This is a genomic window from Janibacter massiliensis (assembly GCF_900289115.1).
GTDB lineage: Bacteria > Actinomycetota > Actinomycetes > Actinomycetales > Dermatophilaceae > Janibacter_A > Janibacter_A massiliensis.
The window spans coordinates 1,030,219-1,056,194 of the sequence record NZ_LT985196.1 but is presented as its reverse complement, the minus strand read 5'-3'; the positions used below and the strand labels follow the sequence as shown (position 1 = coordinate 1,056,194).

The 25,976-nt window shown below is 73.2% G+C and carries 21 protein-coding genes, 1 pseudogene and 1 riboswitch; of the genes and pseudogenes, 10 read left to right on the top strand and 12 right to left on the bottom strand.

Translation table 11 applies throughout. The annotated features are described in order from the left end of the window. Positions 1-27: 27 nt before the first annotated feature. The 7 genes from DAA34_RS05175 to DAA34_RS05145 all read right to left on the bottom strand — a co-directional run bounded on the left by DAA34_RS05175 (position 28) and on the right by DAA34_RS05145 (position 8,069). On the bottom strand, positions 28-903 hold the full coding sequence (locus DAA34_RS05175; RefSeq protein ID WP_234354118.1) for an Abi family protein: 876 nt from the start codon (positions 901-903) through the stop codon (positions 28-30). Positions 904-1,082: 179 nt separating this feature from the next. Then, positions 1,083-1,763 carry a 4a-hydroxytetrahydrobiopterin dehydratase gene (locus tag DAA34_RS05170; RefSeq protein ID WP_106817905.1) on the bottom strand — a complete coding sequence of 227 codons (681 nt, stop codon included), beginning with the start codon at positions 1,761-1,763 and terminating at the stop codon, positions 1,083-1,085. Positions 1,764-2,047: 284 nt separating this feature from the next. Beyond that, positions 2,048-2,950 carry a C40 family peptidase gene (locus tag DAA34_RS05165; protein ID WP_106817904.1) on the bottom strand — a complete coding sequence of 301 codons (903 nt, stop codon included), beginning with the start codon at positions 2,948-2,950 and terminating at the stop codon, positions 2,048-2,050. A 2-nt stretch (positions 2,951-2,952) separates the two neighbouring features. Further along, positions 2,953-3,125, bottom strand: a riboswitch (cyclic di-AMP (ydaO/yuaA leader). Positions 3,126-3,286: 161 nt separating this feature from the next. Next, a complete protein-coding gene (locus tag DAA34_RS05160) occupies positions 3,287-3,991 on the bottom strand; it encodes a metal-dependent transcriptional regulator (protein ID WP_106817903.1) in 705 nt (234 codons plus the stop codon). 13 nt (positions 3,992-4,004) lie between these two features. Continuing rightward, positions 4,005-5,204 carry an MFS transporter gene (locus DAA34_RS05155; protein WP_158707622.1) on the bottom strand — a complete coding sequence of 400 codons (1,200 nt, stop codon included), beginning with the start codon at positions 5,202-5,204 and terminating at the stop codon, positions 4,005-4,007. After that, positions 5,201-5,938 carry a pyridoxine/pyridoxamine 5'-phosphate oxidase gene (locus tag DAA34_RS05150; RefSeq protein ID WP_106817901.1) on the bottom strand — a complete coding sequence of 246 codons (738 nt, stop codon included), beginning with the start codon at positions 5,936-5,938 and terminating at the stop codon, positions 5,201-5,203. The genes DAA34_RS05155 and DAA34_RS05150 overlap by 4 nt, the downstream gene beginning before the upstream one ends. A 43-nt stretch (positions 5,939-5,981) precedes the next feature. Further along, entirely contained in the window at positions 5,982-8,069 is a 2,088-nt protein-coding gene (locus DAA34_RS05145; RefSeq protein WP_106817900.1) for an acyltransferase family protein, read from the bottom strand. 204 nt (positions 8,070-8,273) lie between these two features. On the opposite strand from DAA34_RS05145, the gene DAA34_RS05140 reads away from it, so the two are divergent. Next, entirely contained in the window at positions 8,274-9,389 is a 1,116-nt protein-coding gene (locus tag DAA34_RS05140; protein WP_106817899.1) for a citrate synthase 2, read from the top strand. Between the two features lie 118 nt (positions 9,390-9,507). Here the strand turns inward: DAA34_RS05140 and DAA34_RS05135 are convergent, their stop codons facing one another. Further along, positions 9,508-10,512 (bottom strand): PDDEXK family nuclease, encoded by a 1,005-nt coding sequence (locus DAA34_RS05135; RefSeq protein ID WP_106817898.1) that lies wholly within the window; start codon positions 10,510-10,512, stop codon positions 9,508-9,510. A 224-nt stretch (positions 10,513-10,736) separates the two neighbouring features. On the opposite strand from DAA34_RS05135, the gene serC reads away from it, so the two are divergent. After that, the gene (gene serC / locus DAA34_RS05130) at positions 10,737-11,873 is read left to right on the top strand and encodes a phosphoserine transaminase (protein ID WP_234354117.1); all 1,137 of its coding nucleotides are present in this window, start codon (positions 10,737-10,739) and stop codon (positions 11,871-11,873) included. A gap of 204 nt (positions 11,874-12,077) precedes the next feature. Here serC and DAA34_RS05125 read toward each other — a convergent pair whose 3' ends face one another. The 4 genes and pseudogenes from DAA34_RS05125 to DAA34_RS05110 form a co-directional block, all read right to left on the bottom strand. After that, positions 12,078-13,376: an MFS transporter gene (locus DAA34_RS05125; protein WP_106817896.1), complete on the bottom strand. Its 1,299-nt coding sequence runs from the start codon at positions 13,374-13,376 to the stop codon at positions 12,078-12,080. A gap of 69 nt (positions 13,377-13,445) precedes the next feature. Further along, a pseudogene (locus DAA34_RS05120) lies at positions 13,446-14,944 on the bottom strand (NCS2 family permease). A gap of 26 nt (positions 14,945-14,970) precedes the next feature. Then, a complete protein-coding gene (locus DAA34_RS05115; RefSeq protein ID WP_106817895.1) occupies positions 14,971-15,711 on the bottom strand; it encodes a DUF3027 domain-containing protein in 741 nt (246 codons plus the stop codon). 1 nt (position 15,712) lies between these two features. After that, positions 15,713-16,108 (bottom strand): cold-shock protein, encoded by a 396-nt coding sequence (locus tag DAA34_RS05110; RefSeq protein ID WP_106817894.1) that lies wholly within the window; start codon positions 16,106-16,108, stop codon positions 15,713-15,715. 139 nt (positions 16,109-16,247) lie between these two features. Between DAA34_RS05110 and DAA34_RS05105 the strand changes: the two genes are divergently transcribed. The 8 genes from DAA34_RS05105 to DAA34_RS05070 all read left to right on the top strand — a co-directional run bounded on the left by DAA34_RS05105 (position 16,248) and on the right by DAA34_RS05070 (position 25,969). Further along, a complete protein-coding gene (locus tag DAA34_RS05105) occupies positions 16,248-18,488 on the top strand; it encodes a helicase-associated domain-containing protein (protein WP_106817893.1) in 2,241 nt (746 codons plus the stop codon). A gap of 57 nt (positions 18,489-18,545) precedes the next feature. Beyond that, positions 18,546-18,911: a hypothetical protein gene (locus DAA34_RS05100; RefSeq protein WP_158707621.1), complete on the top strand. Its 366-nt coding sequence runs from the start codon at positions 18,546-18,548 to the stop codon at positions 18,909-18,911. A gap of 4 nt (positions 18,912-18,915) precedes the next feature. Beyond that, complete coding sequence (locus tag DAA34_RS05095; RefSeq protein WP_106817891.1) at positions 18,916-20,547, top strand: DNA repair helicase XPB; 1,632 nt, start codon at positions 18,916-18,918, stop codon at positions 20,545-20,547. A gap of 51 nt (positions 20,548-20,598) precedes the next feature. Next, a complete protein-coding gene (locus tag DAA34_RS05090) occupies positions 20,599-21,249 on the top strand; it encodes an HAD family hydrolase (protein WP_106817890.1) in 651 nt (216 codons plus the stop codon). Positions 21,250-21,436: 187 nt separating this feature from the next. Beyond that, positions 21,437-22,180 carry a response regulator transcription factor gene (locus tag DAA34_RS05085; RefSeq protein ID WP_106817889.1) on the top strand — a complete coding sequence of 248 codons (744 nt, stop codon included), beginning with the start codon at positions 21,437-21,439 and terminating at the stop codon, positions 22,178-22,180. After that, positions 22,177-23,649: a sensor histidine kinase gene (locus DAA34_RS05080; RefSeq protein ID WP_234354116.1), complete on the top strand. Its 1,473-nt coding sequence runs from the start codon at positions 22,177-22,179 to the stop codon at positions 23,647-23,649. The genes DAA34_RS05085 and DAA34_RS05080 overlap by 4 nt, the downstream gene beginning before the upstream one ends. Positions 23,650-23,754: 105 nt before the next feature. After that, a complete protein-coding gene (locus DAA34_RS05075; RefSeq protein WP_106817888.1) occupies positions 23,755-25,656 on the top strand; it encodes a DUF2339 domain-containing protein in 1,902 nt (633 codons plus the stop codon). Between the two features lie 13 nt (positions 25,657-25,669). Continuing rightward, positions 25,670-25,969, top strand: coding sequence for a WXG100 family type VII secretion target (locus DAA34_RS05070; protein ID WP_106817887.1), 300 nt, complete (start codon positions 25,670-25,672; stop codon positions 25,967-25,969). Positions 25,970-25,976: the final 7 nt, after the last annotated feature.

The following is a 25,976-nucleotide window of genomic DNA, read 5'->3' as shown; positions in this document are numbered from 1 at the left end:
GCGGACGGGGGATCAACGCCGTCGCGCTCACGGGGCACCGGTCCAGAGTGCGCTCACCGTCCCCCAGTCGGCCGGGGCGCCTGTGTGCGTGATCGGAACCGCGCGCACCGCCGGGTAGGACCTCATGACGGCTGGCAGCAGCGTGGTCCGACCGAGGTCGAACCGGTCGAGCAGGAACTGGATCAATGTCAGCTGCCCGAAGGTTCTCGACCAGTCGGTCGCGACTGCATCCAGGTCTGGATGGATGCCCGGGCTCGGCAACTTAGGTGTCAGTGCGTGAACTCGGTTGAACAGTCGCCCGTGATGAGCGCATGTGTTGCGGACGATGTTGAGGGCCTTCATCCAGCTCCGGAGCTGTGGTGCCCGAAGACCGCATGCGTCGGCGACGGCGTCCTGCGCCGCGCGGGGAGCGAAACCGTACAACCGCGTGAGTCCGCCCCAGTCCAGCACCTCCACCGCCGCCCATACCGGGAGCCGACCACCGTACTTGGCCTCATGGTGCGCGACGAAGTCTTCGCGAGAGCGGGCGATCTCTCGCTCGTAGCTCTCGAGCCAGGTTGCGTACCCATCACCGCCGCGCGCCGCCGGCCCGAGCATCATGGGGTCAAGATGAGCGCATGGGTCGACGCGACCAAGTTCGTGGCCAAGATGAGCGCGCAACGCTAGTTCGATCGGAGCCAGCACCGAGAACGTTGCCGCCCTGAGACGAGCATCAAAGTCGTGGAGGGCGACCACGTCGTCGAGGTGCGTTCCCGGGTAGAAGCTGTCCCCGCGCTGATCCCCTACCTGGTGGCGGAAGGGATACCAATAGCCGCTGAGGCGGTAGTAGTTGATTCGCCTCAGCGTGTCGACCGCCTGCTCGCGGTCCCCAACTGCCATCCCGCGGCTGACGAGGAGGTCCACCTGGCCTTCGTAGGTTCGGTACGCCTTCACATCAGCACACACCACGAGCCCCTATGAAAATGAAGACCGGCCCTGGACCTACCGAAGCAGGCGGAACCGGTCGTGATGAGTCATAGCGTATCACGACATGACAGAAGAGGGCTGAAGCAGCCAAGTACGGCAAGTGCCTGCCCGAGCGGTCAATCCGCGTCGGTCTCCTGCCAGGTGCAGACGCAGGCGAGGTTGCCGTCGGGGTCGGCGACGACCCACCACGCCGGGGCGAACTCGTCGGTCACGAGCCGGCCCCCGGCCGCGATCGCCGCCGCGACCCGGTTCAGGGCGACGTCGTGCGGGACGCAGACGTCGACGTGCGCGCGGTCGACGCCGTCCCGCTCCTCCGACTGCTGGAACCACACGGCTGGCAGGACGCCGTCGGGGTCGATCAGGTCGTGGCCGTCCTCCATGAGCGGGTTGGGTACCAGGCCCATGAGCGCCCGCCAGAACGGGGCGATCCGCTCGTGGTCGGCCGTGTCGATACCGAGCTCGACGAGCTGGACCTTGTGCGGCGCGGGGGTGGCTCCGACCGCGGCGGCCGCCTCGCTGATCCGGCGAGCGAGGTCGACGTCGCGCTTGGTCACCCCGTGCACGTCGTGGCTCCACAGCCGCACGCCGACCCATCCCCACCGCAGGTCGACGTCGGGGTGGTGGTCGGCCTCCTGCGCGAGCTCGGCAATCCGGTTCACCAGGGCGACGCTCGTGCCGTAGCCATCGGTCTCGAAGCGCGCCTGGATCGTCTCCCGGAGCATCCGCCAGTCCGGCAGCCCCGCGTCGAGGATCTCCTGACCCCCGAGGATCCGCCTGTCGTCCGTCGATCGATTCATGCGTCAACCCTCCCAGAGCATCACGCGAGATATCGGTTTCGGCGCGCATCCCGCGCCGATGAGGACCGATATCGATATCTCGACGGGAGGGTCGGCGTGAGGATCGGCACGCTCGAAGATGGGTAGTTCTCCCCATGGACCGGCCCCGGCGCGACGCCCTACGTTCGGTGGTGCACGGGGATGCCGGAGGGAACAGGGGCCCGAAGGCATGCAAGAAGGCCCTGACCGCGAGGTCAGGGCCTTCTTCGCATCTCCGGACGGGCCGGGGCGGGGATCAGCGCAGGTCACGGGCGGCCGTAGCCCGAGACGCCGCCGAACACCGGGCGCTTGGAGACGACCGAGCCGGTGCGCGGGGAGTCCCACATCATGCCGTTGCCCGCGTAGATGCCGACGTGCCAGGCGGGCGAGCCGAAGAACACGAGGTCGCCCGGCTGCGGGTCGGACACCGGCGTCACGGCGGCCTGCTGCGCGGCGGCCGTGCGCGGCAGGGAGATGCCGGCCTTGCCGAAGACGTACATCGTGAAGCCCGAGCAGTCGAAGCCGGCCGGCGTCGAGCCTCCGTAGACGTAGGGGAGTCCGGCGAACTGCGCAGCGATGGCGAGGACGCCACCCGCGGCCGGGGCGTCGTTCGCAGGGGCGGCGGCGGGCTTGGCGGCGGGCTGCGCGGGCGCCGGGGCGGCAGCCCGGTCGTTCGACCGGCTGGCCGGGGCCTCGGCGCGGGGCTGCGCGGCGGCGGCCTGGGCGGCCTGCTCGCGGCGCTGGGCCTCCTCGCGCTCGGCCTCCTCGCGCTCGGCCTCCTCGCGCTCTGCCTGGATGCGGGCGTCGCGCTCGCGGCGGGCCTCGATCTGCCACGGGCGGAGGCCGACCGGCTTGGCGACGGCGACGACGTCCTGCGCACCGAACGCCTTGACCTCCGCCGTGACCTCGGCGGGGGCGGTCTTCGGGGCGGTGACGGCGACCGGCGCCGAGACCGCGCGCGCGTCGGTGCCCTGGCCGGAGGTGGTGGAGGCGTCACCCTGGGCGGCCGAGGCCGGGAGGGCGATGGCGGCGACGAGGCCACCCGACGCTGCCAGGAGCGCCGAGGACTTCGCGAGCGGCTGCGAGGTGCGGCCGACGACCGTACCGAGCTCGTTGAGGGGGTTGTACCGACCGGGGGCGCGGTGACGCCCGACAGTGCTCTGGGACACAGGTGACCTCTCGATGCCTACGGGGTGAGCTGTCGGGTTCGGGTGGAGGTGCTACCCGGCCCGGTCGACCGAACCGACCCAGCGGCTCGCTCCGACCGGACTTCACCCCGAGGAGCGTCCCTGACGCCCCGGAAGTGGGTCCCCCGCTCCTGCCGGGCGGTGGCTGTTCTCGCCGTGCGCGACGGCGGCAGGACTCGGCAGACCGTCACGGCGATCCGGCCAGGGGGGCCGGACGCGTCGAAGGTACACAACGATCACGGTCATGTCACGTTCCGGTCACGACGCGTCACCAGACGCATCTCGAGCGCCCCAGCCGTGACCGCGCGGGCCCGCGACTCAGGCGGTCTCGACGTACACGTGGCGGGCCAAGGCCACGGGGACCGTGACAGATGTCACGTCGGCCTCGGCGTCGATCGCGCGGCAGAGGACCTCGTCGCTGTCCCGCTCGACGGCCACGGTCGCGCCGGGCACGATCCCCCCGTCCCGGAAGACGGCGAGGTTCTCCGGGTCGACCTGCACGGGCTCCCCGATCCGTCGCACGACGACGCGTCCACCGTCCGGGACGAGGTCGAGGGTCGTCGCCGGCCGGGCGGTGCGCGGACCCGGCTCGGCCGGAGAGCGGGCCATGAGCTCGTCCAACCCCGGGATCGGGTTGCCGTACGGGGACTCCTCCAGCCCGCCAATGAGCTCGACGATCTTCCGCTCGACCTCGTCCGAGATGACGTGTTCCCAGCGGCACGCCTCGTCGTGGACGAGCTGCCACTCGAGCCCGATGACGTCGGCCAGCAGCCGCTCGGCGAGCCGGTGCTTGCGCATGACACGGGTCGCGCGGCGGCGGCCCTCCACGGTGAGCTCGAGGTGCCGGTCGTCCGCGACGCACAGCAGCCCGTCGCGCTCCATCCGCGCCACCGTCTGCGACACGGTCGGCCCAGAGTGCCCGAGGCGCTCGGCGATCCGCGCCCGCAGCGCCGGGATCCCCTCCTCCTCGAGCTCGAAGACCGTCCGGAGATACATCTCCGTGGTGTCGATGAGGTCGCTCACGCGGGTGATCCTCTCATCCCGCACCGGCCCGGTGGCGGCGCGCGTCGAGCCGACGGGTCACCCCGACGACCCACGGCAGCGACACCAGCCCGATGCCGCCGAGCACCCACGCGGCCGCCGACAGCGAAGCCACGGCGGTGACGGCCGTGACGACCAGCGGCGCCGCGGCGTTCCCGGCCTCGCCGCACAACCGCCAGCCGCCGAGGAACTGCGCCCGGTCGGCGGCGGGCGCAGCATCCGCGCCGAGCGTCATGAGGATCCCCGATCCGAGGCCGTTGCCGATCCCCACGAGCGACGCGACGAGCGCGAACCCCGTGAAGCCCCCGACCGCAGGCAGGAGGACGAGCGCCGTCGAGACCATCGCGACGAGGGCGCCCGCGACGACGGTCCGCCCCCGGTGGTCCATGAGCCACCCCGCCGGGTAGACGACCGCGACCTCGACGATGCCGGCGAGGACGAACGCGAGCGAGGTCCGGGCGCCGTCGAGGCCGATGAACGTCGCCCACAGGGGTAGCAGGACCGACCGGGACTGCCGCAGACCGGCGATGACCAGCGCGACCGTCCCGACGGTGAGGAACGTGCGGGCGTGCCGACGCAGCACGGCGCCGATGGGGGTCGGGCCGCCGCTCCCCCGGTCGTGCCGCCCCAGCGACGGGCCGGTCGCGATGAGGACCACCGAGCCCAGCGAGAAGACGAACGCCGCGGCGAGCGCTCCCCGGGTCCCCCAGAGGTGCGCCGCGATCGCACCCACGAGCGGCCCGAGGAGGAAGCCCACCCGCATCGACCCGCCGAGCAGCGACATCCCCCGCGCCAGCCGCTCCGGCGGCAGGACGTCGATCATGAACCCCTGCCGGGCGACGAAGAACGCGCTCGAAGCCAGCCCGGAGGCGAGCAGTGCCGCCGCGAGCACCCACCGGTCCTGAGCAAGGACGACGACGAGCAGCGCGGCCGCGTCGAGCGCACCGGCCCGGACGAGGGTCGCCCGCTCCCCGATGCGGGCGACGAGCGCCCCGCTCGGCACCGCCCCGAGCAGCTGCCCGACCCCGACGAGCGCGACGATGAGCGCCGCGGTCCGCAGGTCGGCCCCGAGCTCGCTCGCGCGCAGGGCCGCGACCGGCGTCGCCGCCCCGACGGCCGCGCCCGTGAGCATGATCGGCAGGTACGCGGCGCGCCAGACCCGGCCCCAGGAGAAGGCGGCGGCCTCCCCCGTCACGGCTGTCGTCGGAACCGCCGCCACGACGCCGCGTCGTCGAGCGCCGCGTCGGTCCCGTCGAGGCTCGCCTCGCCGATCCGTTCGAAGACGATGCGGTCGTGCAGCCGGGAGCGTCGCCCGCCCCACAGCTCGACCTCGTCGACGACGATCCGGTACCCGCCCCAGAAGTCCGGGACGGGCACGGTGCCGTGCGCGTCGGCCCCGTCGTCCGTCGGCTCCGGGCCGAACCGCTCGAGCACGGCCTGCCACCGCGCTTCCAGGGCGGCCCGGTCGGGGATCGGCGCCGACTGGTCGGACGCCCATGCCGACAGCCGCGAGCCGTACGGACGCTGGTCGAAGTAGCCGGCGACCTCCTCGCGCGTCAGCTCCACCGCCCGGCCGCGGAAGCGGACGGCCCGGAACATCGAGGGCCACGTGAGCGACGCGGCGATCACCCCGCCGGTCGCGCCCAGCTCGCGTCCCTTGATCGACGTCAGGTTCGTGACGAACCCCGGACCCCGCTCGTCGAGGAAGCGCATGAGGACCGTGCGGACGTTCGGGCGCCCCTGCGCGTCAACCGTCGCGACCGAGAGCGCGAGCGGCTCCGGGACGTCGCCACGCTGCTCCTGCCGGGCGAGCGCCTCGTCGACCCAGGCGCGTACCTGGCGGTAAGGAGTGGGCGCGAGGTCGTCCTCGGCCAGCCCCTCCCCCGCGTACTCGATCGTCGGCAGGCGGCGCGGGGCGTGCTCAGGCATGAGCCTGACGTTACGCCGGGCCGTCCGAGCGGGATCGCCCCGATCAGGGTCCGATGACCTCGCGCCGGCGGTGCGGCCCCATGGCTGCCTCCATCTCCGGCCAGAACCGGTTCCACCACATCGGCACCGACTGCTCGTCGAGGTGGACGCCGTCGGGCCGCACGACGACCCCGTCGATCTCCTCCTGGAACTGACCGGACGGGCACAGCCAGTCGCGCATGCCGAGGATCTGCACGTTGTCCCGCTCGCGGTCGATCCGCGCCAGCACCCTGTTGAGCCGCTCCTGCCGGACCGGGTCGTTCTGCGTCCGCTCGGCCGCGTCGAGCTGGTCAGCCGGGATGCCCAGCCGCTGCGCCATCCCGGCGTCGACCTTGTCTCGGCGCCCGTAGCACGGGATGTCCGCGAGCAGCACGAGCCGTTTCTCGGGCCCCCCCGCGACGTCCACCGCGTGGGAGTACGCCCGGTACATGATCCGGTCGTACTCGGGTGACGGGTTGCGCACCCGGTGGCCATCGACCTTCCGGTCGAAGAGCTCGGCGCTCCCGGACAGCAGCACCACGGCCTCGGGGTCGGCGGCCTCGACGAGCTTGCGCCACCGCGTCTCGTACCCGGCGCAGTGGGTCGAGTCCGGAGCGAGGTACGTACCGATGTACAGGTGCTGCGGGATGGCGACACCGCACCCGAGCTGCGTCGAGGACCCGACGCTGATGCCGGGGTGCTGCTCCTGGGGGAAGAACTTCCAGAGGGTGAAGGCAACGCTGTCGCCGAGGATGACCACCCGTCGCTGATCGGGCTTGATGGGGCCCGTGACCGTCGAGATGAACCCCGGCAACGCCGTGCCGAAGACCTGCGGCTGGGCGTGCGCCGTGGACGCGATCGTCACCATGACCATCGCCATCGCGCTCGCGACGGCGCTGATCCCGCCCATCGGCGACGGGAGCCGCTTCAGCGCCCCGCGACGGATCGGCCGTTCGACGAACCGGTCGTAGGGGAAGGCGACGGCGAACACGACGGCCATGCGCAGCGCGACGAGCGCCCACCCCGTCAGGCCCGTCCGGGTCTCGTCGAGGATGACGACGATCGGGAAGTGCCACACGTAGAGGCCGTAGCTGCACTTGCCGATCACCGGCAGGGGGCCGCTGGCGAGCGACCGGGAGAGCCACGTCCTCCCGTCGGTGAGGAGCGAGACACCGACCAGCGCGGCGGCAGCGCTGGCGATGAAGAACCCGCCCTTGAAGACCCACGTGCTCCGCTCGTTCACGAGGAACGGGAGGACGAGCATGACGAGCAGCCCGGCGATGCCGGCCCACCCCATGGCGTCGGGGAGAACGACATCGCGCCCGGCGATCCGCACGTATGCGCGCGGTTTCCGACCGGTGCGGCGGCCGAGGCGGGACCGGTGGGCATGGAGCCACACCGCCGTCGCGCACCCCAGCAGCAGGGCCTGGGCACGCATGAACGTGTCGTAGTAGTAGCGCGAGGGGTCGAGGTACGGGTCGAAGCTGACCCCCATCCACACCGCCGACGCGACGGAGAGAAGGAAGAGCACCGGCGCGAGGAACCTCGTCGATCCGCGGCGCAGCCACAGCCACAGGGACAGCAGGATCGGCCACGCGAGGTAGAACTGCTCCTCGATCGCCAGCGACCAGGTGTGCAGGAGCGGCGAGACCGTCTGCGCCGTCGCGAAGTAGGGCTCGCCGTCCCGGATGAAGTGCCAGTTCGCGTAGAACCCGAGGGTCGCGAGCATGTCCTTGCGGATACCGCCGACCGTCGTCGGGTCGGCGATGAAGCGGGCGTAGACGGCGACGAGCAGCAGCATCCCGAAGAGGGCCGGCAGCAGGCGGCGTGCGCGGTTCATCCAGAACCGTGGGAGGTCGATCCGGCCGCGCCGGTCGTGCTCGCCGAGGAGGATGAGCGTGATCAGCGCTCCCGACGTCACGAAGAACATGTCGATGTTGAGGAAGGCGCCGGTGAGGGCGGAGACGCCGGAGTGGAACAGCAGGACGATGGTGACGCCGATGCCGCGCACGCCGTCGATCGAGTCGAGGTGGGGCAGGTCGGCGCGCGCCGACGCGGCACTCGCCCCGCGGGGGCGCTCCGTCGCCCGTCGCCCGGTGGGGGGTCGCGTCACGTCATCGTGCTCCTTCTCCGGCGGGGCAGCGTCACCCGCGTCCCCGGCGGCCGAATCTTAGCGGCGCCGCCGCCGTCTCGCCTGTGTCCCTCGAGACGTGCACAATGTCACCCGGCCGACGCCCGCCCGCGCCAGTGACCGCGCGGCGACGTCGGGCCAGAGACCACGAGGTGACGCCGCCGGCGTCCGGGACACGGGAGCACGATGAGCGACAGCGACTTCAAGCCGGGGCTCGAGGGCGTCATCGCCTTCGAGTCCGCGATCGCCGAGCCGGACAAGGAGGGCGGCGCGCTGCGCTACCGCGGCGTCGACATCAACGACCTCGTGGGCCGGGTGTCGTTCGGCCAGGTGTGGGGTCTGCTCGTCGACAACGAGTTCGACCCGGGTCTGCCGCCCGCGCAGCAGTTCCCGATCCCGGTCCACTCCGGTGACGTGCGGGTCGACGTGCAGTCGGCGCTCGCGCAGCTGGCGCCGCTGTGGGGCTTCAAGCCGCTGCTCGACATCGACCCGGAGGAAGCCCGGGAGAACCTCGCCCAGGCGTCGGTGACCGCGCTGTCGTTCGTCGCGCAGTCCGCCCGCGGGCAGGGTGAGGCGATGGTCCCGCAGTCCCGTGTCGACGAGGGCCGCACGATCGTCGAGCGCTTCATGATCCGCTGGCGGGGCGAGCCGGACCCGCGCCACGTCGAGGCCGTCGACGCCTACTGGATCTCCGCCGCGGAGCACGGGATGAACGCCTCGACGTTCACCAGCCGGGTCATCGCCTCGACCGGCGCGGACGTCGCGGCGTGCCTGTCCGGGGCGGTCGGCGCGATGTCGGGGCCGCTGCACGGCGGTGCGCCCTCGCGGGTGCTGCACATGATCGAGGCCGTCGAGAGGTCGGGTGACGCGCTCGGGTACGTCAAGGACGTGCTCGACAAGGGCGAGCGCCTCATGGGCTTCGGCCACCGCGTCTACCGTGCCGAGGACCCGCGGGCGCGCGTGCTGCGCGCGACGTGCGAGCGGCTCGGGGCCCCGCGCTTCGAGACCGCCGCGGCGCTGGAGAAGGCGGCGCTGGAGGAGCTGCACGCGCGGCGTCCGGACCGGGTGCTCGCGACGAACGTCGAGTTCTGGGCGGCGGTGCTGCTCGACTTCGCCGAGGTCCCGGCGTCGATGTTCACCCCGATGTTCACGTGCGCGCGGACCGCCGGCTGGTCGGCGCACATCCTCGAGCAGAAGAAGACCGGTCGCCTCATCCGCCCGAGCAGCCGCTACGTCGGCGAGGCGAGCCGAGGCATCGAGCAGGTCAAGGGCTTCCGCGAGGGCGAGACCACCACCGCCTGACCCCTCCGCCCCCTCCACCGCAATTGCGCGCGCGATTGCCATCTGCGCGCCGAATATCGCGCGCAGATGTCACCGATGACGCGCAGATTCGGTCGGGGCCCCGGTCGGACACGCGGGCTCAGCCCATGTCCCGCGCGGCCGCGACCAGGCCCGCGAGTCGACGGGGATCCATGACGTCGGCCCACGTCACCCGCAGGACGCGGTAGCCCGCCGATCGGATCCGGTCCTCCCGGACCTTCTCGGCGACGAGCGCGTCCCGCCCCTCGGCCCCGTCGTACTTCACCGCTCCATCGAACTCGATGACGAGGTCCCCGTCGACGACGAAGTCGACCCGGTAGCTCCAGTCGCTGCCGCTGATCGTGACCTGCGGCTCGGCCGCGACGCCCAGGAGTCGCAGCGCGAACCGCGTGAGCGTCTCCCCGACCGACTCGTGGCGCCCGTCGAGATGGGCCACCGCGGCCCGCACCGACCCCACACCCCGCAGCCCCCGGGCACTCCCCACCGCGGCCTCGATCGACCCCCGGGTGACGAGGCCGAGCCGCAGCGCGGCGTCCCCCGCTGCGAGGAACGCCCGCGCTCCCCCGTTGAGACCCGTGCCGACGATCGCGTGCGCCGCGGGGACCGCGAGGACCGGCGAGACCGTGCCCGGCGCGACGGCCCGCACGCTCTCGACCCGTAGGTCGGTGTGGACCACGTCCTTCAGCACGCGCCGGCTCTCCGGCGGAGGCACCGCGAGCCACACCCGGTCGAGGGAGGCGTCGAGCACCGGCAGCCCGTGGGCGATGGCCGCGCTCTGGTGGCTCAGCGCCGACCCCTCGCGCACCCGGCGAAGGTGGGCGACGGCCCGCAGCGCGTGGAGCTCCTCGCGGGTCGCGGGTGCGCTGAGCGCGTACCACCCGTGGGTGAGGCGGGTGAGCTCGCCGCGGGCGCCGAGGACGCGTAGCTCCCGGCAGCCGATGCCCAGCTCGCGCGCTCCGTCGGTCGAGATGAGGTCCGTGGGGACGTCCTGCAGGAGGCGGCGCGCCCGCTCGACCCGCGCCGCCATGCCGGGGTCGTCGGTCGAGGGGCACGGCGGGTCGTGGCGTAGCCGCAGCAGATCGCCCGCGAGGGCTTCGGAAGTCATGGGGCCGATCGTGGCCGACCCGGGCACCACCGGGTGCGCGGTTTTCCACAGCCCACGAATCTGCGCGCCAAAGGGTGCATCTGCGCGCGATATTCGGCGCGCAGATGTCAATTGCGCGCGCAATTGCAGAAGGGGTTTGGAGGATGGGGGGTGAGGGCCCGGCGTGCCGGGCGGTTCGTGGACACCGCTCGCGGGCGGCCGGGGGGCTGCGGGAGGATGGCCGGGTGAGCGCGAACCCTGACACCCCCGCCGTGACCATCCCTGCCGACCTCCTGCCGGGCGACGGCCGCTTCGGCTGCGGACCGAGCAAGATCCGCCCGTCGCAGGTCGAGGCCCTCACCCGCATCGAGAAGACCGTCCTGGGCACCTCCCACCGCCAGGCGCCGGTGAAGAACCTCGTCAAGGCGTGCCGCGAGGGCCTGTCCACCCTCTTCGGCCTTCCCGACGGCTACGAGGTCCTCCTGGGCAACGGTGGCACCACCGCGTTCTGGGACGCCGCAGCCTTCGGCCTCGTCCGCGAGCGCGCCCAGCACCTCGCGTTCGGCGAGTTCTCGAGCAAGTTCGCCAAGGTCACCGACGGCGCGCCGTTCCTGGGCGACTCCGTCGTCGTCAAGGGCGAGCCCGGCACCGTCCCGACGCAGACCGCGACGGCGGGCGTCGACGTCTACGGCTGGGCGCACAACGAGACCTCGACGGGCGCGATGGCCCCGATCGCCCGCGTCCAGGGCGCCGACGACGGCGCGCTCGTCCTCATCGACGCGACCTCGGGCGCCGGCGGCCTGCCGGTCGACATCGCCGAGACGGACGTCTACTACTTCGCCCCGCAGAAGTGCTTCGCCTCCGACGGCGGCATCTGGTTCGCCATCTGCTCGCCCGCCGCGATCGAGCGCATCGAGGAGATCGCGGGCGGCGACCGGTGGGTCCCCGACTTCCTCAACCTCAAGACGGCACTGGACAACAGCCGCAAGGACCAGACGTACAACACGCCGGCGGTCGCGACGCTCGCGATGATGGCCGACCAGCTGCAGTGGATGAACGACAACGGCGGCATGGCGTTCACGACCGGTCGGACGGCCGACAGCAGCGGCCGCCTCTACGCGTGGGCCGAGAAGACCGAGTGGACGACCCCGTACGTCGCCGACCCCGCGCACCGCAGCGACGTCGTCGCGACGATCGACCTCGACGACCGGATCGACGGCGCGGCCGTGGCCAAGGCGCTGCGCGCCAACGGTGTCGTCGACGTCGAGCCGTACCGCAAGCTCGGCCGCAACCAGCTGCGGATCGCCTGCTTCCCGGCGATCGAGCCGGACGACATCAGCGCCCTCACCGGCTGCATCGAGTACGTCGTCGACCACCTCTGACGCCCGCTCACACCCCTGCATTTGCGCGCGCAAGTGACAGACGCGCGCGATATTTCACGCGCAGATGTCATTTGCGCGCGCAAATGCGAAAAGGGTGAGGGAGAAAAGGCCGAGGGAGTGCTCGTCAGAGGAACGCGCCGAGGGCGGTGACGACGACGAGCGCGACGAGGACGACGATCGTCGCCCAGCGGCGGAACCGCGGGGTCATCGGACGGGCTCCGGGTCGAGCGCCCGGCGCACCGGCATGCTCGGCGCCGGCACGGCGACGGTGATCCACGGGCGGTGGCGGTCGAAGGTCACGCTCAGATCGTGCACCATCCGAAGCCAGACCCAGGCACCGACCAGCGCGACCCCGACGGCGATCGACCCGATCCCGATCGTCCACCGCGGCCCGAGGACCTCACCGATCCACCCGACCACCGGCGCACCGATCGGGGTCCCGCCGAAGAAGACCGCGGTGTAGAGCGCCATGACGCGTCCGCGCACGGCTGCGTCGGACCGGAGCTGGACCATCGCGTTGGCCGTCGTCATCGCGGTGAGCGCGGACAGCCCGACGGGCACCAGCGAGAGGGCGAACAGGGGGTAGGTCGGGGCGAGAGCGGCGAGCCCGCTCGCTCCGACGAAGGCTGCGAGCGAGAGCAGCAGCACCCGCATCCGGGGTCGCTCGCGCCGGGCGGAGAGCAGCGCGGCCGACAGCGAGCCGATCGCCATCACCGATCCGAGCAGTCCGAACTCCCCGGCCCCCTTGCCGAACTCCTCGGTCGCCATGAGCGCCATCGTGATCTGGAAGTTCATCCCGAAGGTGCCCAGGACGAACACGAGCGCGAGGACGAGAAGGATGTCCGGACGGCGGCGGACGTACCGGACGCCGTCGAGCACCCTCGGTCGCGTGCGCGGGCGGGGCGCCGGTCGCAGCGCGGACCCGTCGATCATCGCCAGCGCGACGAGGACCGCGACGAACGACAGGGCGTTCGTCGCCAGCGCCACCGTCGAGCCCCACGCCGCGATCGTCAGCCCGGCCGCCGCGGGACCGGCCAGCCGCCCGAGGTTGAACGAGGCGCTGTTGAGCGCCACCGCGTTCGACAGCCCGCGGGCGGGCACCATCTCCGAGACGAACGCCTGCCGGGTCGGGTTGTCGATCGCGGTGGCGACCCCGGAGACGAGGGCGATCGCGTACACGTGCCACAGCTGGGCGGCGTCGGCCGCGACCAGGAGCGCGAGGGCGAGAGCGGTCAGCCCGAGGACCGCCTGCGTCACCGCGAGGACCGTGCGCTTGGGGAAGCGGTCGGCGATCGTGCCGGCGATCGGGAAGAGCAGGAGGAAGGGCAGGAACTGCAGCCCGGTGACGATCCCGAGCGCGGCGGCCGAGCGGTCGGTGACCTCGGTGAGGACGACCCAGTCCTGAGCCACGCGGCCCATCCACGTGCCGATGTTGGAGACGAGCGCTGCCGCGAACCAGATCCGGTAGTTGGGATTCTCCAGGGATCGGAACGTCGGGCTCACGCGATCAGGCCTCCAGCAGGGTCGGGTACACGTCGTCCAACGCCCCGCCGGGCCCTGCTATTCCGGGCCTCAGCGCACGCCGAGCAGCCGCTGGATCGGGTCCATCGCGAAGTAGACGACGAACAGTGCGGCGACGATCCACATGAGCGGGTGGATCTCCCGAGCCCGGCCCCGAACGACCTTGATGAGGCACCAGACGACGAACCCGGCACCGATCCCGGCGGTGATCGAGTACGTGAACGGCATGAGGACGATCGTGAGGAAGGCCGGCAGCGCGATGTCGATGTCGTCCCAGTCGATCCCCTTGACCTGCTGCATCATGAGGAAGCCGACGACGACGAGCGCGGGCGTCGCCGCTTCGTACGGCACGACGGCGACGAGCGGCGCGACGAACATCGCGAGCAGGAAGAGCACGCCCGTGACGACCGAGGCCAGCCCGGTCCGGGCACCCTCGCCGACACCGGAGGCGGACTCGATGTACGAGGTGTTCGAGGAGACTCCGGCCGCGCCGCCGGCGGCGGCCGCGACGGAGTCGACGAGGAGGATCCGCTGGGCGTTCGGCGGGTCGCCGGCCTCGTCGAGCAGCCCGGCCTCGGCGCCGACGGCGACCATCGTCCCCATCGTGTCGAAGAAGTCGGCGAGCAGGAGGGTGAAGACGAGCAGGAGCGCAGCGACGATGCCGATGCGGGAGAACGACCCGAGCAGGTCGAACTGACCCAGGAGGCCCAGGTCCGGCACCTCGACGAACCGGTCGGGGAAGGTCGGGACGTTGAGGCCCCAGCCCGTCGGGTTCGTCAGCTTCCCGGTCGCGTCCCGCTGCGGCCCGACGTCGAAGACGGCCTCGACGATCAGGGCAAGGACGGTGGCGCCGACGATGCCCGTGAGGATCGCACCCCGCGGACGAGCAGGACGATGATCGCGGCGAGCCCGAGGACGAAGACGAGCAGCGGCCAGCCGGCGAGGAACCCGCCGACGCCGAGCTCACCGAGGGGCCCGGCCTCGGTCTTGCGGACGAAGCCCGCGTCGACCAGTCCGACGATCGTGATGAACAGGCCGATCCCGACGGAGATCGCGGTCTTCAGCTGCGGCGGGACCGCGTGCAGGACCGCGGTGCGGAAGCCGGTGAGGACGAGCACGAGGATGATGAGGCCCTCGAGGACGACGAGGCCCATCGCGTCGGCCCACGTCATCCCCGGCAGGGCGGCGATGCTGAAGGCGACGACGGCGTTGAGCCCCAGGCCGGTGGCGAGCGCCAGCGGGTAGTTCGCGACGACGCCCATGAGGATCGTCATCACGCCGGCGACGAGCGCCGTGGCCGCGGCGACCATCGCCAGGTTCGGGGCGTCACCCCCGCCGAGGTACTGGCCGGAGCCGTCCTTGACCGTGCCGATGATCAGCGGGTTGAGGACGACGATGTACGCCATCGTGAAGAAGGTCGCGAGCCCGCCGCGGACCTCCTGGGCGACGGTCGAGCCGCGCTCGGTGATCCGGAAGTAGCGGTCGAGGGCGCCGGGGCCGCTCGGACGCGACGGGGCGGGGACGGTCGCGCCGTCCGTGACGTTCGGCATGGGGTCGTTCTCCTGCGAGGTGGGGCTCAGGCGGGGTCGAGCTCGAAGTCGTCGAGCATCGGGGCCGGCGGGGTCTCCGGGGCCGGCTTGTCGATGTCGACCTCGGAGTGCGCGCCGCAGCCGTGGTCGAGGCTGACGACGGACCCGTCGGAGGGGGACCACGCGTTCGCGCAGATCCCGAAGGTGGACCGGAGCACCCCGGCGACCGGCAGGAGGAAGCCGCAGGTCGAGCACTGGGCCGGGGCCTTCACGGCGACCGCCGCGGACGGGCCCTGCTCCCCGTCGTACCACCGCTGGGCCGCGACCTCACGTCCTTCGGCGGACAGCACGCGCGGGCGACCGAGGCCGAGCTCCCACTGCGCCATCCGGTCGACGTCCTCGTCGCCGGTGGCCTCCCAGCCCTCCTCGAGCAGCGGGTCGGCCTCGACGTACGGGGTGACGTCCCCGGGACCGATGTCCCCGGGCGCCAGCCGCTCCTCGTAGGGCACCCACTCGGGGGCCAGCACCGCGTCCTCGGTCGGCAGCAGGTGCGTCTCGCAGACGGTCACCGTCTTGCTCCGCGGGGCGCGGGCGACGGTCACGGCCCAGCGCCACCCGCGGTACGCGCGAGAGGTGCACACGAACGAGTGCGTGCCGATCCGCTCGCCGTCCATGACGAAGCCGATGTGCTCGCCGACGGTGCCGGCCTCCGCGATGGACGCCGCGGCCGCGTGGGCGAGCTCGACGGAGGAGGAGAGCGTCGTGTCCGTCTTCACCGGGACCGGCATCTCAGACCTCGAGGTCGGCGGCGACGGCCCGCAGCACCTGGGCGACCTTGGAGCCGAACTGCTTGTCGGGGTAGCGACCCCGGCGCAGCGACCCCTCGACGTCGTCGAGCAGACGGATGAGGTCCTCGACGATGACGACCATCTCGTCCGCGGGCTTGCGGTCGCGCACGCGACGGTTCGCCTCGACCGACTGCGGGGCGTCGAGGACCCGGACGGAGAGCGCCTGGGCGCCGCGGCGCCCCTCGACGATCCCGTACTCGACCCGCGTCCCGCCCTTGAGCGTCGTCGTGCCGGCGGGCAGCGCCTGGGCGTGGAGGAAGACGTCGGTCCCCTCGTCGCCGGAGATGAAGCCGAAGCCCTTCTCCGCGTCGTACCACTTCACCTTGCCTGTGGGCACTGGGTCTTCCTCGGGGCTCGTCGTGCGGGGGGACCCACCGAGTTTACCGGCTGCGCCGACCCCGGACGGCCGCCGACCCCGGACGGCCGCGGAGGACGAGACGGCCGCGGGGTTACCGTGGCCGGATGGAGCGGACCGGATGAGGTACTTCGCGCAGGACCTGCGCGGCCGGTCCGACGCCGAGCTCGCGGCCCTCCTGCTCGACCGCCCGGACCTCGCCCGTCCGGCGCCGGCCGACGTGACGACCCTCGCCTCCCGCGCGACGACGACGGCGAGCCTGACCCGGGCGCTCGACGACCTGCCCCGCGCCGATCTCGACCTCCTCACCGCAGCGGTCCTCGTCGGCGGGACGGCGATCGACTCCGCGGTCCTCGCCCCGCTGCTGCCCGCGTGGACGCGGGACGACCTCGATTCCGGTCTGGCCCGGCTGTGGCTGCGGTCGCTGCTGTGGCGCCCCGCCGACGGGTACGAGGTCGTCCGGGGCATCGAGCCGCTGCTCGGTCCCCACCCCGGTGAGCTCGGCCCGCCCGCCGCCGCCCTCGGCGTGGCGGTTCTCGCGCCGTCGGACCTCGAGTCGGCGATCGCTGCGGCGCCCGCCCCGGGTGGGGCCATCGCCGCACGTCTGGCCGCCGGCCCGCCGGTCGCGCACCGGCCCGACCCCGGCGGCGCGTCCGCGGCGGCCGTCGAGGCGCTCGTCGCCGCGGGCGTCCTCGCGACCGACGGCAGCGCGGGGAGCGCCACCGTCGTCCTGCCCCGCGAGCACGGTCTGGCCCTGCGGGGGCACCTCACCGACCGCGCCCCCGCGCCCCCGGACGTCACTGCAGCGGACGCCGACGGCCCCTTGCCCCTCGTCCCCGACGTCGACGCCGCCGGCGGCCTCGCCGCGGCCGACCTCGTCGCCGTCGTCGAGGAGCTGCTGCGGGCGTGGGACGCCGAGCCTCCGCGGGTGCTGCGCTCGGGCGACCTCGGCGTGCGTGACCTGCGGCGCGCGGCCGGCGCCCTCGAGCTCGACGACCGCCGCGCCGCGACCGTGCTCGGTCTGCTCCTCGACGCCGGTCTCGTCGCCGACGACCACGACCCCGACCCGGCGTTCCGGCTCACCCCGCTCGCCGACGCCTTCCTCGCCGCCGGGCTCGCCCGGCGGTGGGCCCTCCTCGTGCGGACGTGGTGGCGCAGCGACCACGTGGGCCACCTCGTCGGCACCCCCGGGCGGGGCGGGACCATCGGCCTGCTGTCCGACCAGGCGCGCCGCCCGGCGGCTCGCTCCCTGCGCCGCTCCGTCGTCGCCGCGCTCGTCGCGGCCCGCCCGGTCGCCCCGCCCCTCGACCGTCTCCTGCAGCACCTGGCCGACCTCGCCCCGCGGCGCGTCCCCGCCGGGGCGCGCGAGCTCGTCGACGCCGTCCTCCTCGAGGGGGAGCTGCTCGGCGTCCTCGCCCGCGGCGCCGCCGGGACCGTCGCCGCCGCCCTCGCCGACGGGGCCGACGAGGAGGACCTCGAGACCGCCTGTGCGGCCGTCGCGCCGCAACCGATCGACCAGCTCATCCTCCAGGGCGACCTCACCGCGATCGCCCCCGGCCCGCTCGTCCCCGAGCTCGCCCGGCTCATGCACGCCGCGGCCGACGTCGAGTCCCGCGGCGGTGCGACGGTCTTCCGGTTCTCCCGCGCGTCGATCACCCGCGCGCTCGACGCGGGGACGAGCGCCGACCATGTCCTGGCGGTGCTCGCCGAGCACTCGCCCACCCCGCTGCCGCAGCCGCTCGACTACCTCGTGCGCGACACCGCCCGGCGGCACGGCGCGATCCGTGTCGGCGGGGTCGGCTCGTACGTCCGCAGCGACGACGAGACCGCGCTCGAGGCGCTGGTCCGATCGGCCGACGCCGCGCCGGCCCAGCTGCGCCGCATCGCCCCGACCGTCCTCGTCAGCCCCCTGGCCCCGGGCGTCCTGTCCGACCTGCTCTCCGACCTGGGGATCGCCAACGTCTCCGAGTCCAGCGGCGGCGAGCTCCTGCTGCCCGGCCGGGCCCGGCGCGCGGCCGTCCCGCGAGCGGCCGAGGTGACCGTGCGCAGGGTCGACGACGCGCTCGTCGCCGAGGTCGTGGCGGCGATGCGCACCGGGCAGGAACGGACCGAGGCCGCCGCACGGGACGAGCGCGGCCGGCCCGCGCTCCGTCCGACGGACCCGGCGACGGCGATCGCCGTGCTGCGGGACGCCGCGGCCGACCGTCGGGCGGTGTGGGTCGGGTACGCCGACTCCGCCGGCGCCGTCTCGCGCATCCTCTTCCACCCCGAACGGATCGAGGGCGGGCGCATCCTCGGCCGGGCCGACGGCTCGCCCCGGACCCTCTCCGTCCACCGGATCACGGCGGCCGCGTGGGAATGAGACCGGAGCCCGCACGGTAGTTTCGTGGTGCAGGACGACACGACCAAGGGGGACCACATGACCGAGCACGAGAGCGAGCCGCGCACGACCCCGCCCGCCCCGGGGTTCACGCCCCTGCCGGGGCAGCCCGTCTACGTCGCGCCGTACGTCGACAAGTCCGAGGCCACGACGCTGCTCATCGTCATCCTCGTGGTCTCCGTCGTGTGCGGCATGTACCCCGTGCTCTTCGCGCTCGTCCCGACGACCCGCGCGATGAGCATCGCGCCGTACGACCGGACGGAGTACGCCGCGCAGGTGAGGCGCGGCTGGCGCTGGTTCTGGACCTCGCTCATCGCGACGATCGCCCTCGGCATCCTGTTCTTCGTGGCCTACTTCGCGCTGATGTTCGGGGCCATCGGGCTCCTCGGCGCAGGAGGATCCTGACCGGGTGACCGGCCCCCTCATCGTCCAGAGCGACAAGACGCTCCTGCTCGAGGTCGACCACCCGGACGCGCCCGCCGCGCGCCGGGCGATCGCCCCCTTCGCCGAGCTCGAACGCGCCCCCGAGCACATCCACACCTACCGGCTGACGCCGCTGGGGCTGTGGAACGCGCGGGCCGCGGGGTTCGACGCCGAGCAGGTCGTCGACGCGCTCGTCACGCACAGCCGCTTCCCCGTCCCGCAGGCGCTGCTCGTCGACGTCGCGGAGACGATGGCCCGCTACGGGCGGCTCACGCTGCGCAAGGACGAGCAGGGCCGGCTCGTCCTCGTGACGACCGACCGCGCGGTGCTCACCGAGGTCGCGCGGCACAAGAAGGTGAAGGGCCTGCTCGGCGACCGGGTCGACGACGACACCGTCCTCGTCCACCCCTCGGAGCGCGGCCACCTCAAGCAGCAGCTGCTCACCCTCGGCTGGCCGGCCGAGGACGAGGCGGGGTACGTCGACGGCGAGGCCCACCCGATCGACCTGACCCGCGACGGGTGGTCGATGCGGCCGTACCAGGAGCAGGCCGTCGACGGGTTCTGGGACGGCGGCTCGGGCGTCGTCGTCCTCCCGTGCGGGGCGGGCAAGACGATCGTCGGCGCCGGCGCGATGGCCAAGGCCCGGTCGACGACGCTCATCCTCGTGACGAACACGGTCTCGGCACGGCAGTGGCGCGACGAGCTGCTCCGCCGGACGACCCTCACCGAGGACGAGATCGGCGAGTACTCCGGGGCCCGCAAGGAGATCCGCCCCGTGACGATCGCGACGTACCAGGTCCTCACGCTCAAGCGGAAGGGCATCCACCCGCACCTGGAGCTCCTCGACGCCCGGGACTGGGGACTCATCGTCTACGACGAGGTCCATCTGCTGCCCGCACCGATCTTCCGGATGACGGCCGACCTCCAGGCCCGGCGGCGGCTCGGCCTCACCGCGACGCTCGTGCGCGAGGACGGTCGTGAAGGCGACGTGTTCTCGCTCATCGGGCCCAAGCGCTACGACGCGCCGTGGAAGGACATCGAGGCCCAGGGATGGATCGCCCCGGCCGACTGCGTCGAGGTCCGGGTCGGGCTGTCGGACGCGATGCGCATGGCGTACGCGACCGCCGAGCCCGACGAGCGGTACCGGCTCGCGGCGTGCGCCGCGGAGAAGCTGCCGGTCGTCGAGCGGCTCGTGGAACGGCACCGGGGTGAGCCGACGCTCGTCATCGGGCAGTACCTCGACCAGCTCGACGAGATCGTCGACCGGCTCGGCGCCGACCTCATCACCGGCGAGACGTCCGTCACCGAGCGGCAGCGGCTGTTCGCGGCGTTCCGCACGGGCGAGATCGACCTGCTCGTCGTGAGCAAGGTCGCAAACTTCTCGGTCGACCTGCCGGAGGCGTCGGTCGCCATCCAGGTGAGCGGGACGTTCGGCTCGCGCCAGGAGGAGGCCCAGCGCCTGGGCCGGGTCATGCGCCCCAAGGGCGACGGTCGGACCGCGCACTTCTACACGATCGTCGCGCGCGACACCGTCGACGCCGACTTCGCCGCGCACCGCCAGCGCTTCCTCGCCGAGCAGGGCTACGCCTACCGGATCGTCGACGCCGACGACGTCTGAGGCCGGCCCGCCGGGTCGGTGCGCGGCGGCGGGACGCGGGAGGATGACGGCATGACCGACTCACCGCGGATCGACACCCTCCTCCTCGACGTCGACGGCACGATCATCGACTCGACGTACCACCATGCCGTCGCGTGGTTCCGGGCCTTCGGCGCGCACGGGGTCGACGTCCAGCTGTGGCGGGTCCACAAGGCCATCGGCATGGGCGGGGACAAGCTGCCCGCGCACGTCGCCGGGCAGTCGGTCGAGGACGAGCTCGGCGACGCCCTGCGGCAGCGGTGGGAGGAGGAGTACGAGCCGATGCGCTCGGCCGTCCGGCTCCTGCCCGGCGCGCGGCAGGTCATCGACGACGCGAAGGCCCTGGGCCTCAAGGTCGCCCTTGCCTCGAGCGGCAAGCAGAGCTATGTCGACGGCGTCCTCGAGATGCTGCCGGGGGTCGAGCTCGACGCCGTGACGACGAGCGACGACGCGGACGCGAGCAAGCCCGACCCGGACATCCTGGGGATCGCCCTCGAGCGCAGCGGGGGTCGCCACGCCCTCGTCATCGGCGACACGACGTGGGACGCGGAGGCCGCCGGACGGCTCGGCGCCCCGATGATCGGCGTCCGCTCCGGCGGTTTCGCCGACGCAGAGCTCCGCGAGGCCGGAGCGATCGACGTCGTCGACGACCTCGCCGGGGTCGTCCTGCGGGACGTCGTCTGACCCGGCTCCGCGCCCCGGCCCTCTCGGGCCTCCTTCTCGGCCTCGATCCGTCGCGCACCCCCGCGCCGCAGTTCGGGCCGGACGCCGCGACCGTGGCCGCGGCAGGTGGCCAGAGCCGCGGCAGACGCGGCTGCCACACGCCAGCACCGTCCAGCGGCCTCCCAGCGAACGGTCGGACACTGGTGTGGTGAGCCCTCCCGCCGAGACCACCGCCCCCACCACCGGCTCGGGCGTCCCCGAGGCGCGGCTCCTCGTCGTCGAGGACGAACCGAACATCCGGGACCTGCTCGGCACCTCGCTGCGGTTCGCCGGCTTCGAGGTCCTCGCCGCGGAGAACGGCGCGACCGCGCTGCACCTGGCAACGAAGAACGACATCGATCTCGTCGTCCTCGACGTCATGCTCCCCGACCTCGACGGGTTCACCGTGACCCAGATGCTCCGCGGCAAGGGCATCCACGCGCCGGTGCTCTTCCTCACGGCCCGCGACTCGCTCGACGACAAGGTCAAGGGTCTGACCGTCGGCGGGGACGACTACGTGACGAAGCCGTTCTCGCTCGAGGAGGTCATCGCCCGCATCCGCGCCGTCCTCCGGCGCACCCGCGGCGAGGTCGACGACAGCGCCGTCCTGCGCTTCCACGACCTCGAGCTCGACGAGGAGGCGCACGAGCTGCGCCGCGGCGGCCGCCCGATCTCCGTGTCCCCCACCGAGTTCAAGCTCATGCGGTACCTCATGCTCAACCCCAACCGGGTGCTGTCCAAGAGCCAGATCCTCGACCACGTGTGGGACTACGACTTCCGCGGCGAGCCCGGCATCGTCGAGTCCTACATCTCCTACCTCCGCCGCAAGATCGACGCCGACGGCGCGCCCGCGCTCATCCACACCAAGCGCGGGGTCGGGTACGTCCTGCGCGTGCCGCCGGGCCAGGAGTGAGCTCGCGGGAGCCGGTCGACCCCTCGCTCTCGCGCCGGGCGCCCCTGCCGGACCGGCTCGTCCGGGCCCTCGAGGCCGTCCCGCTGCGCGAGCGGCTCGTCCTCATCCTCGCCGTCCTGCTCATCGGTGCGCTGGCGGTGACGAGCACCGCCTCGGCGTGGCTGCTCGACCGCGACCTGCACCGCCGCATCGACGACGAGCTGCGCGCCGCCGCCGAGCCCGTGGGCCAGCAGGGCGTCGCCGGCATCCGCACCGGCAGCATCGAGGACGTCCCGACGACCTACGCCTTCGCCTACATCCCGACCGACGGCAACGACCCGAGCCTCATCGTGCCGCGCGGGTCGTCCTCGCCCCCGGCCCTCCCGCCGTTGAGCCGCGAGGACGTCGTCGAGCGCGGCGGGCAGCCGTTCACCGTGACCTCCGTCGACGGGCAGCACCGGTGGCGGTTCATCGCCGGAACGATCCGCGGCGACGACGCGACCTTCGCCGTCGGGGTCAGCCTCGACGACACCGAGACGACGGTGCGCCGGCTCGTCACGCTCACGTGGTTCGTCGGGCTGACGGCGCTCGTCCTCACGCTGCTCCTGGGGTGGTTCGCGATCCACCGCGCGTTCCGGCCCCTGCGCCGGATCGAGGACGTCGCGGCCGCCATCGCCGGCGGCGACCTCACCCGACGCATCCCGGTGCGCAGCAACGACGACGAGGTCGCGAGCCTGTCGCACTCGCTCAACGTCATGCTCGGCCGCATCGAGAACTCGTTCGCCGCGCGCGAGGCCTCCGAGGCGAAGATGCGGCAGTTCGTCGCCGACGCCAGCCACGAGCTGCGCACCCCCCTGGCGACCGTCAAGGGCTACGCCGAGCTGTACCGGCAGGGCGCGGTGTCCGGGCCGGAGCGGCTGAGCCAGGTCATGGCACGCATCGAGGGCGAGGCCGGAAGGATGTCGACGCTCGTGGACGACCTCCTCATGCTCGCCCGGCTCGACGAGGAGCGGCCGCTGCTCATCGGCAGCGTCGACCTCCTCGTCCTCGCCGCCGAGGCGACGACGGACGCCGGGGCGCGCGCACCGCGCCGCACGATCCGGCTCGTCGGGCTCGACGGGGAGCTCGAGCCCGTCGTCGTCCCCGGCGACGACGCACGGCTGCGCCAGGTCCTGGGCAACCTGCTGACGAATGCGATCACCCACACCCCGGACGGGACCCCGATCGAGGTCGCCATCGGGACGACCGGCACGGACGCGATCCTCGAGGTGCGCGACCACGGCCCGGGCATCGACGAGGCGACCGCGCAGCGCGTCTTCGAACGCTTCTTCCGCGCCGACAAGGCCCGATCCCGCGAGCGCGGCGGCAGCGGTCTGGGACTCGCGATCGTCGCGGCGATCGTCGGTCACCACCACGGCCGTGTCGAGGTCCTCGAGACCGACGGCGGCGGGGCGACCTTCCGCGTCCGGCTCCCGCTGTCCCCGAGCTGAGCGCGCGGCGGACGAGCTCGCGCCTCGAGGTGCCGGGCAGGGTTGAGTAGGACGCTGAGTACGGCGTCTCAGCCCCCGCCGACGCCTCCGGCCGATGCTGGTGGCATGACCACGCACACCGAGGACGTTCGACGTCTCGAGTCCGAGTTCGCCGCCGCGATGGCCCAGATGTACGCCGTCGGGAACGGCCTCGCGCGGCTGCGCGCCCAGCTGGAGCGGGAGGGCGCAACCGTGGCGTCCCCGGCGCCATCCTCGCTCCCGGCCCCGGCGGTCCCGACCCCGGCGCAGCCGCGGGTCGTCCCACCGCCGCCGCGTACGCCCGGCCACGGTTCGCCGCTCCCGCCCATGGCCCCGGTGCAGACGGCTCCTTCGCGCGAGCCGTGGTGGCAGCGCACGTCCTTGGTGTCCCTTCTGATCGGTGGGGCCGGCGCGCTCGTCACCCTCCTCGGTGTCGTCTTCCTCATCCAGCTGGCGATCGCGGTCGGCATCTTCGGCCCGTTGCCCCGGGTGATCGCCGGGGCGCTCGTCGCCGTGGCGCTCGCCGTCGCGGCGGCGCTCGTCCGGCGGCGCAACCACACCGGGTCGCTCGCCCTCGCCGCGACCTCCGTCGCCGCCGCCTACCTGGACATCATGGGCGCGACCCTGACGTACCACTTCCTCCCGGACGTCGTCGGGCTCGCCCTCGCCACCCTCGTCGGGGCGCTCGGGCTGTCCGTCGCGCGGTGGTGGCGCAGCGAGTTCCTCGGGTGCGTCGCCGTGCTCGGGGTCGCGCTCCTCGGTCCCGGGCTCGCGCACGGCCCCGGTCTCGTCACGAGCGCGTTCTTCGTCGTGCTCACCCTCGCCTCGTGGCCGGCGCAGGTCGGTCGCCGGTGGCACGTCCTCGAGCTGGCGCGGGTCGTCCCGACCGCGATCATGGTCACCCTCGCCGCGCTCGAGGCGACCGGCCGGAGCGAGCAGCTCGGGCACGTCGCGCTCGCCCTCGTCCTCGCGGTGCTCATCCTCGGCACGAGCGCCGCGGCGTTCCGCACGCGGGTGGCTCCCCGCCAGGTCGGTGTCCTCGCCGTCCTCGGGTGGCTGCCCCTGCTCGTCGCGAGCGCCCACGTGCCCGGCTGGCTCGGGCTCGCCCTCGTCGTCGGCGCGACCGGGCTCGCCGCGCTGGCGTGGCTCGTGGCGCGTCCCGACGACGCCGCCGCGCCGCTGCACCGCCTCACCCCGTACCTCGCCGCCGCGGTCGCCCTGGGCGTCCACGTCGCGGCCGTCCACGACGGCCCGGGGCACTGGGTGCCGGCCCGCCTCGCCCTCGGGGCCCTCGTCCTGGTCCTCGCGGCGCTCGTCGTGCGGGACCGCTGGGTCAGCCTCGCGGCAGCGACGACCGGCGTGACGGCAGCCGCCACGACGACGCCGTTCATCGGCCTGCTCGCCTACCGCGGCTGGGCCGGCGACTTCGGCGTCGCCGAGCCGCTCGCGCTCGGTCTCGTCGCGGCGACCTGCGCCGTCGCGACCCGGCTGCAGGACGGCCGCCGGACGAACCGGCCGTGGGCCGTGCCGGTGGGCATCGCCGCGCTCGGCTGGACCCTCGCGGCGATCACCGCGGCCGTCACCGCCCTGGGCGTCCGCCTCGGGATGCCGCACTCGGGCTTCGTCGCCGGGCACGCCCTCGCGAGCGTGCTCCTCCTCGCCTGCGCCGTCGCCCTGCTCCTGACCCGCCGGGTGCTGCGCGGCACGGCTCGGGTGCACGTGTCGATCGGGCTCGCGTCGGTCGCGGTGCTCAAGCTCGTCCTGTTCGACGCGACCGCGCTTTCCGGCCTGTTCCTCGTCGGCGGGTTCCTCGCCGCCGGCCCGATCCTCCTGACGATGGGCGTCGTCTACGCGAGGGCGCTCGCGGCCGCTCGCCGCGAGTCGTCCGAGGACGGCGCTCCCGGCACCCCTGTGGAGAACCGCCCGGCCGGATCCCCCGACATCCCTAGCGTCGACGTGGCGGGCCCGACCACCGGGCCCACACCGTGAGAAGGGGAATCCCATGAGCACGCAGTTCCAGGTCGACACCTCCCGCATCAAGGACGGCTCCGGCGACATCGGCCGGATGTCCGGGGAGATCGAGTCCCTCGTCGGGTCCATGACCGGCCGCCTGAAGGCGCTCGAGGACTCGTGGAAGGGCTCGGCGTCGACGAGCTTCCAGGAGGTCCTTCTCGAGTGGAAGGACACCGCACGGCAGGTGCGCGAGTCGCTCGACTCGATCGGGCAGGTGCTCGGCCAGGTCGGCGACCAGTACGCCGAGGTCGAGGACGCGAACACCCGCAGCTTCGGCCGCGGCCGCTGACCGACCC

Excerpts from the sequence above, each read along its gene's own strand:
- DAA34_RS05140 (WP_106817899.1), top strand. The coding sequence starts at position 8,274 with ATGAGCGACAGCGACTTCAAGCCGGGGCTCGAGGGCGTCATCGCCTTC.
- DAA34_RS05070 (WP_106817887.1), top strand. The coding sequence starts at position 25,670 with ATGAGCACGCAGTTCCAGGTCGACACCTCCCGCATCAAGGACGGCTCC.
- DAA34_RS05170 (WP_106817905.1), bottom strand. The coding sequence starts at position 1,763 with ATGAATCGATCGACGGACGACAGGCGGATCCTCGGGGGTCAGGAGATC.
- DAA34_RS05135 (WP_106817898.1), bottom strand. The coding sequence starts at position 10,512 with ATGACTTCCGAAGCCCTCGCGGGCGATCTGCTGCGGCTACGCCACGAC.
- DAA34_RS05115 (WP_106817895.1), bottom strand. The coding sequence starts at position 15,711 with ATGCCGGTCCCGGTGAAGACGGACACGACGCTCTCCTCCTCCGTCGAG.
- DAA34_RS05100 (WP_158707621.1), top strand. The coding sequence starts at position 18,546 with ATGACCGAGCACGAGAGCGAGCCGCGCACGACCCCGCCCGCCCCGGGG.
- DAA34_RS05075 (WP_106817888.1), top strand. The coding sequence starts at position 23,755 with ATGACCACGCACACCGAGGACGTTCGACGTCTCGAGTCCGAGTTCGCC.
- DAA34_RS05090 (WP_106817890.1), top strand. The coding sequence starts at position 20,599 with ATGACCGACTCACCGCGGATCGACACCCTCCTCCTCGACGTCGACGGC.
- DAA34_RS05150 (WP_106817901.1), bottom strand. The coding sequence starts at position 5,938 with ATGCCTGAGCACGCCCCGCGCCGCCTGCCGACGATCGAGTACGCGGGG.
- DAA34_RS05105 (WP_106817893.1), top strand. The coding sequence starts at position 16,248 with ATGAGGTACTTCGCGCAGGACCTGCGCGGCCGGTCCGACGCCGAGCTC.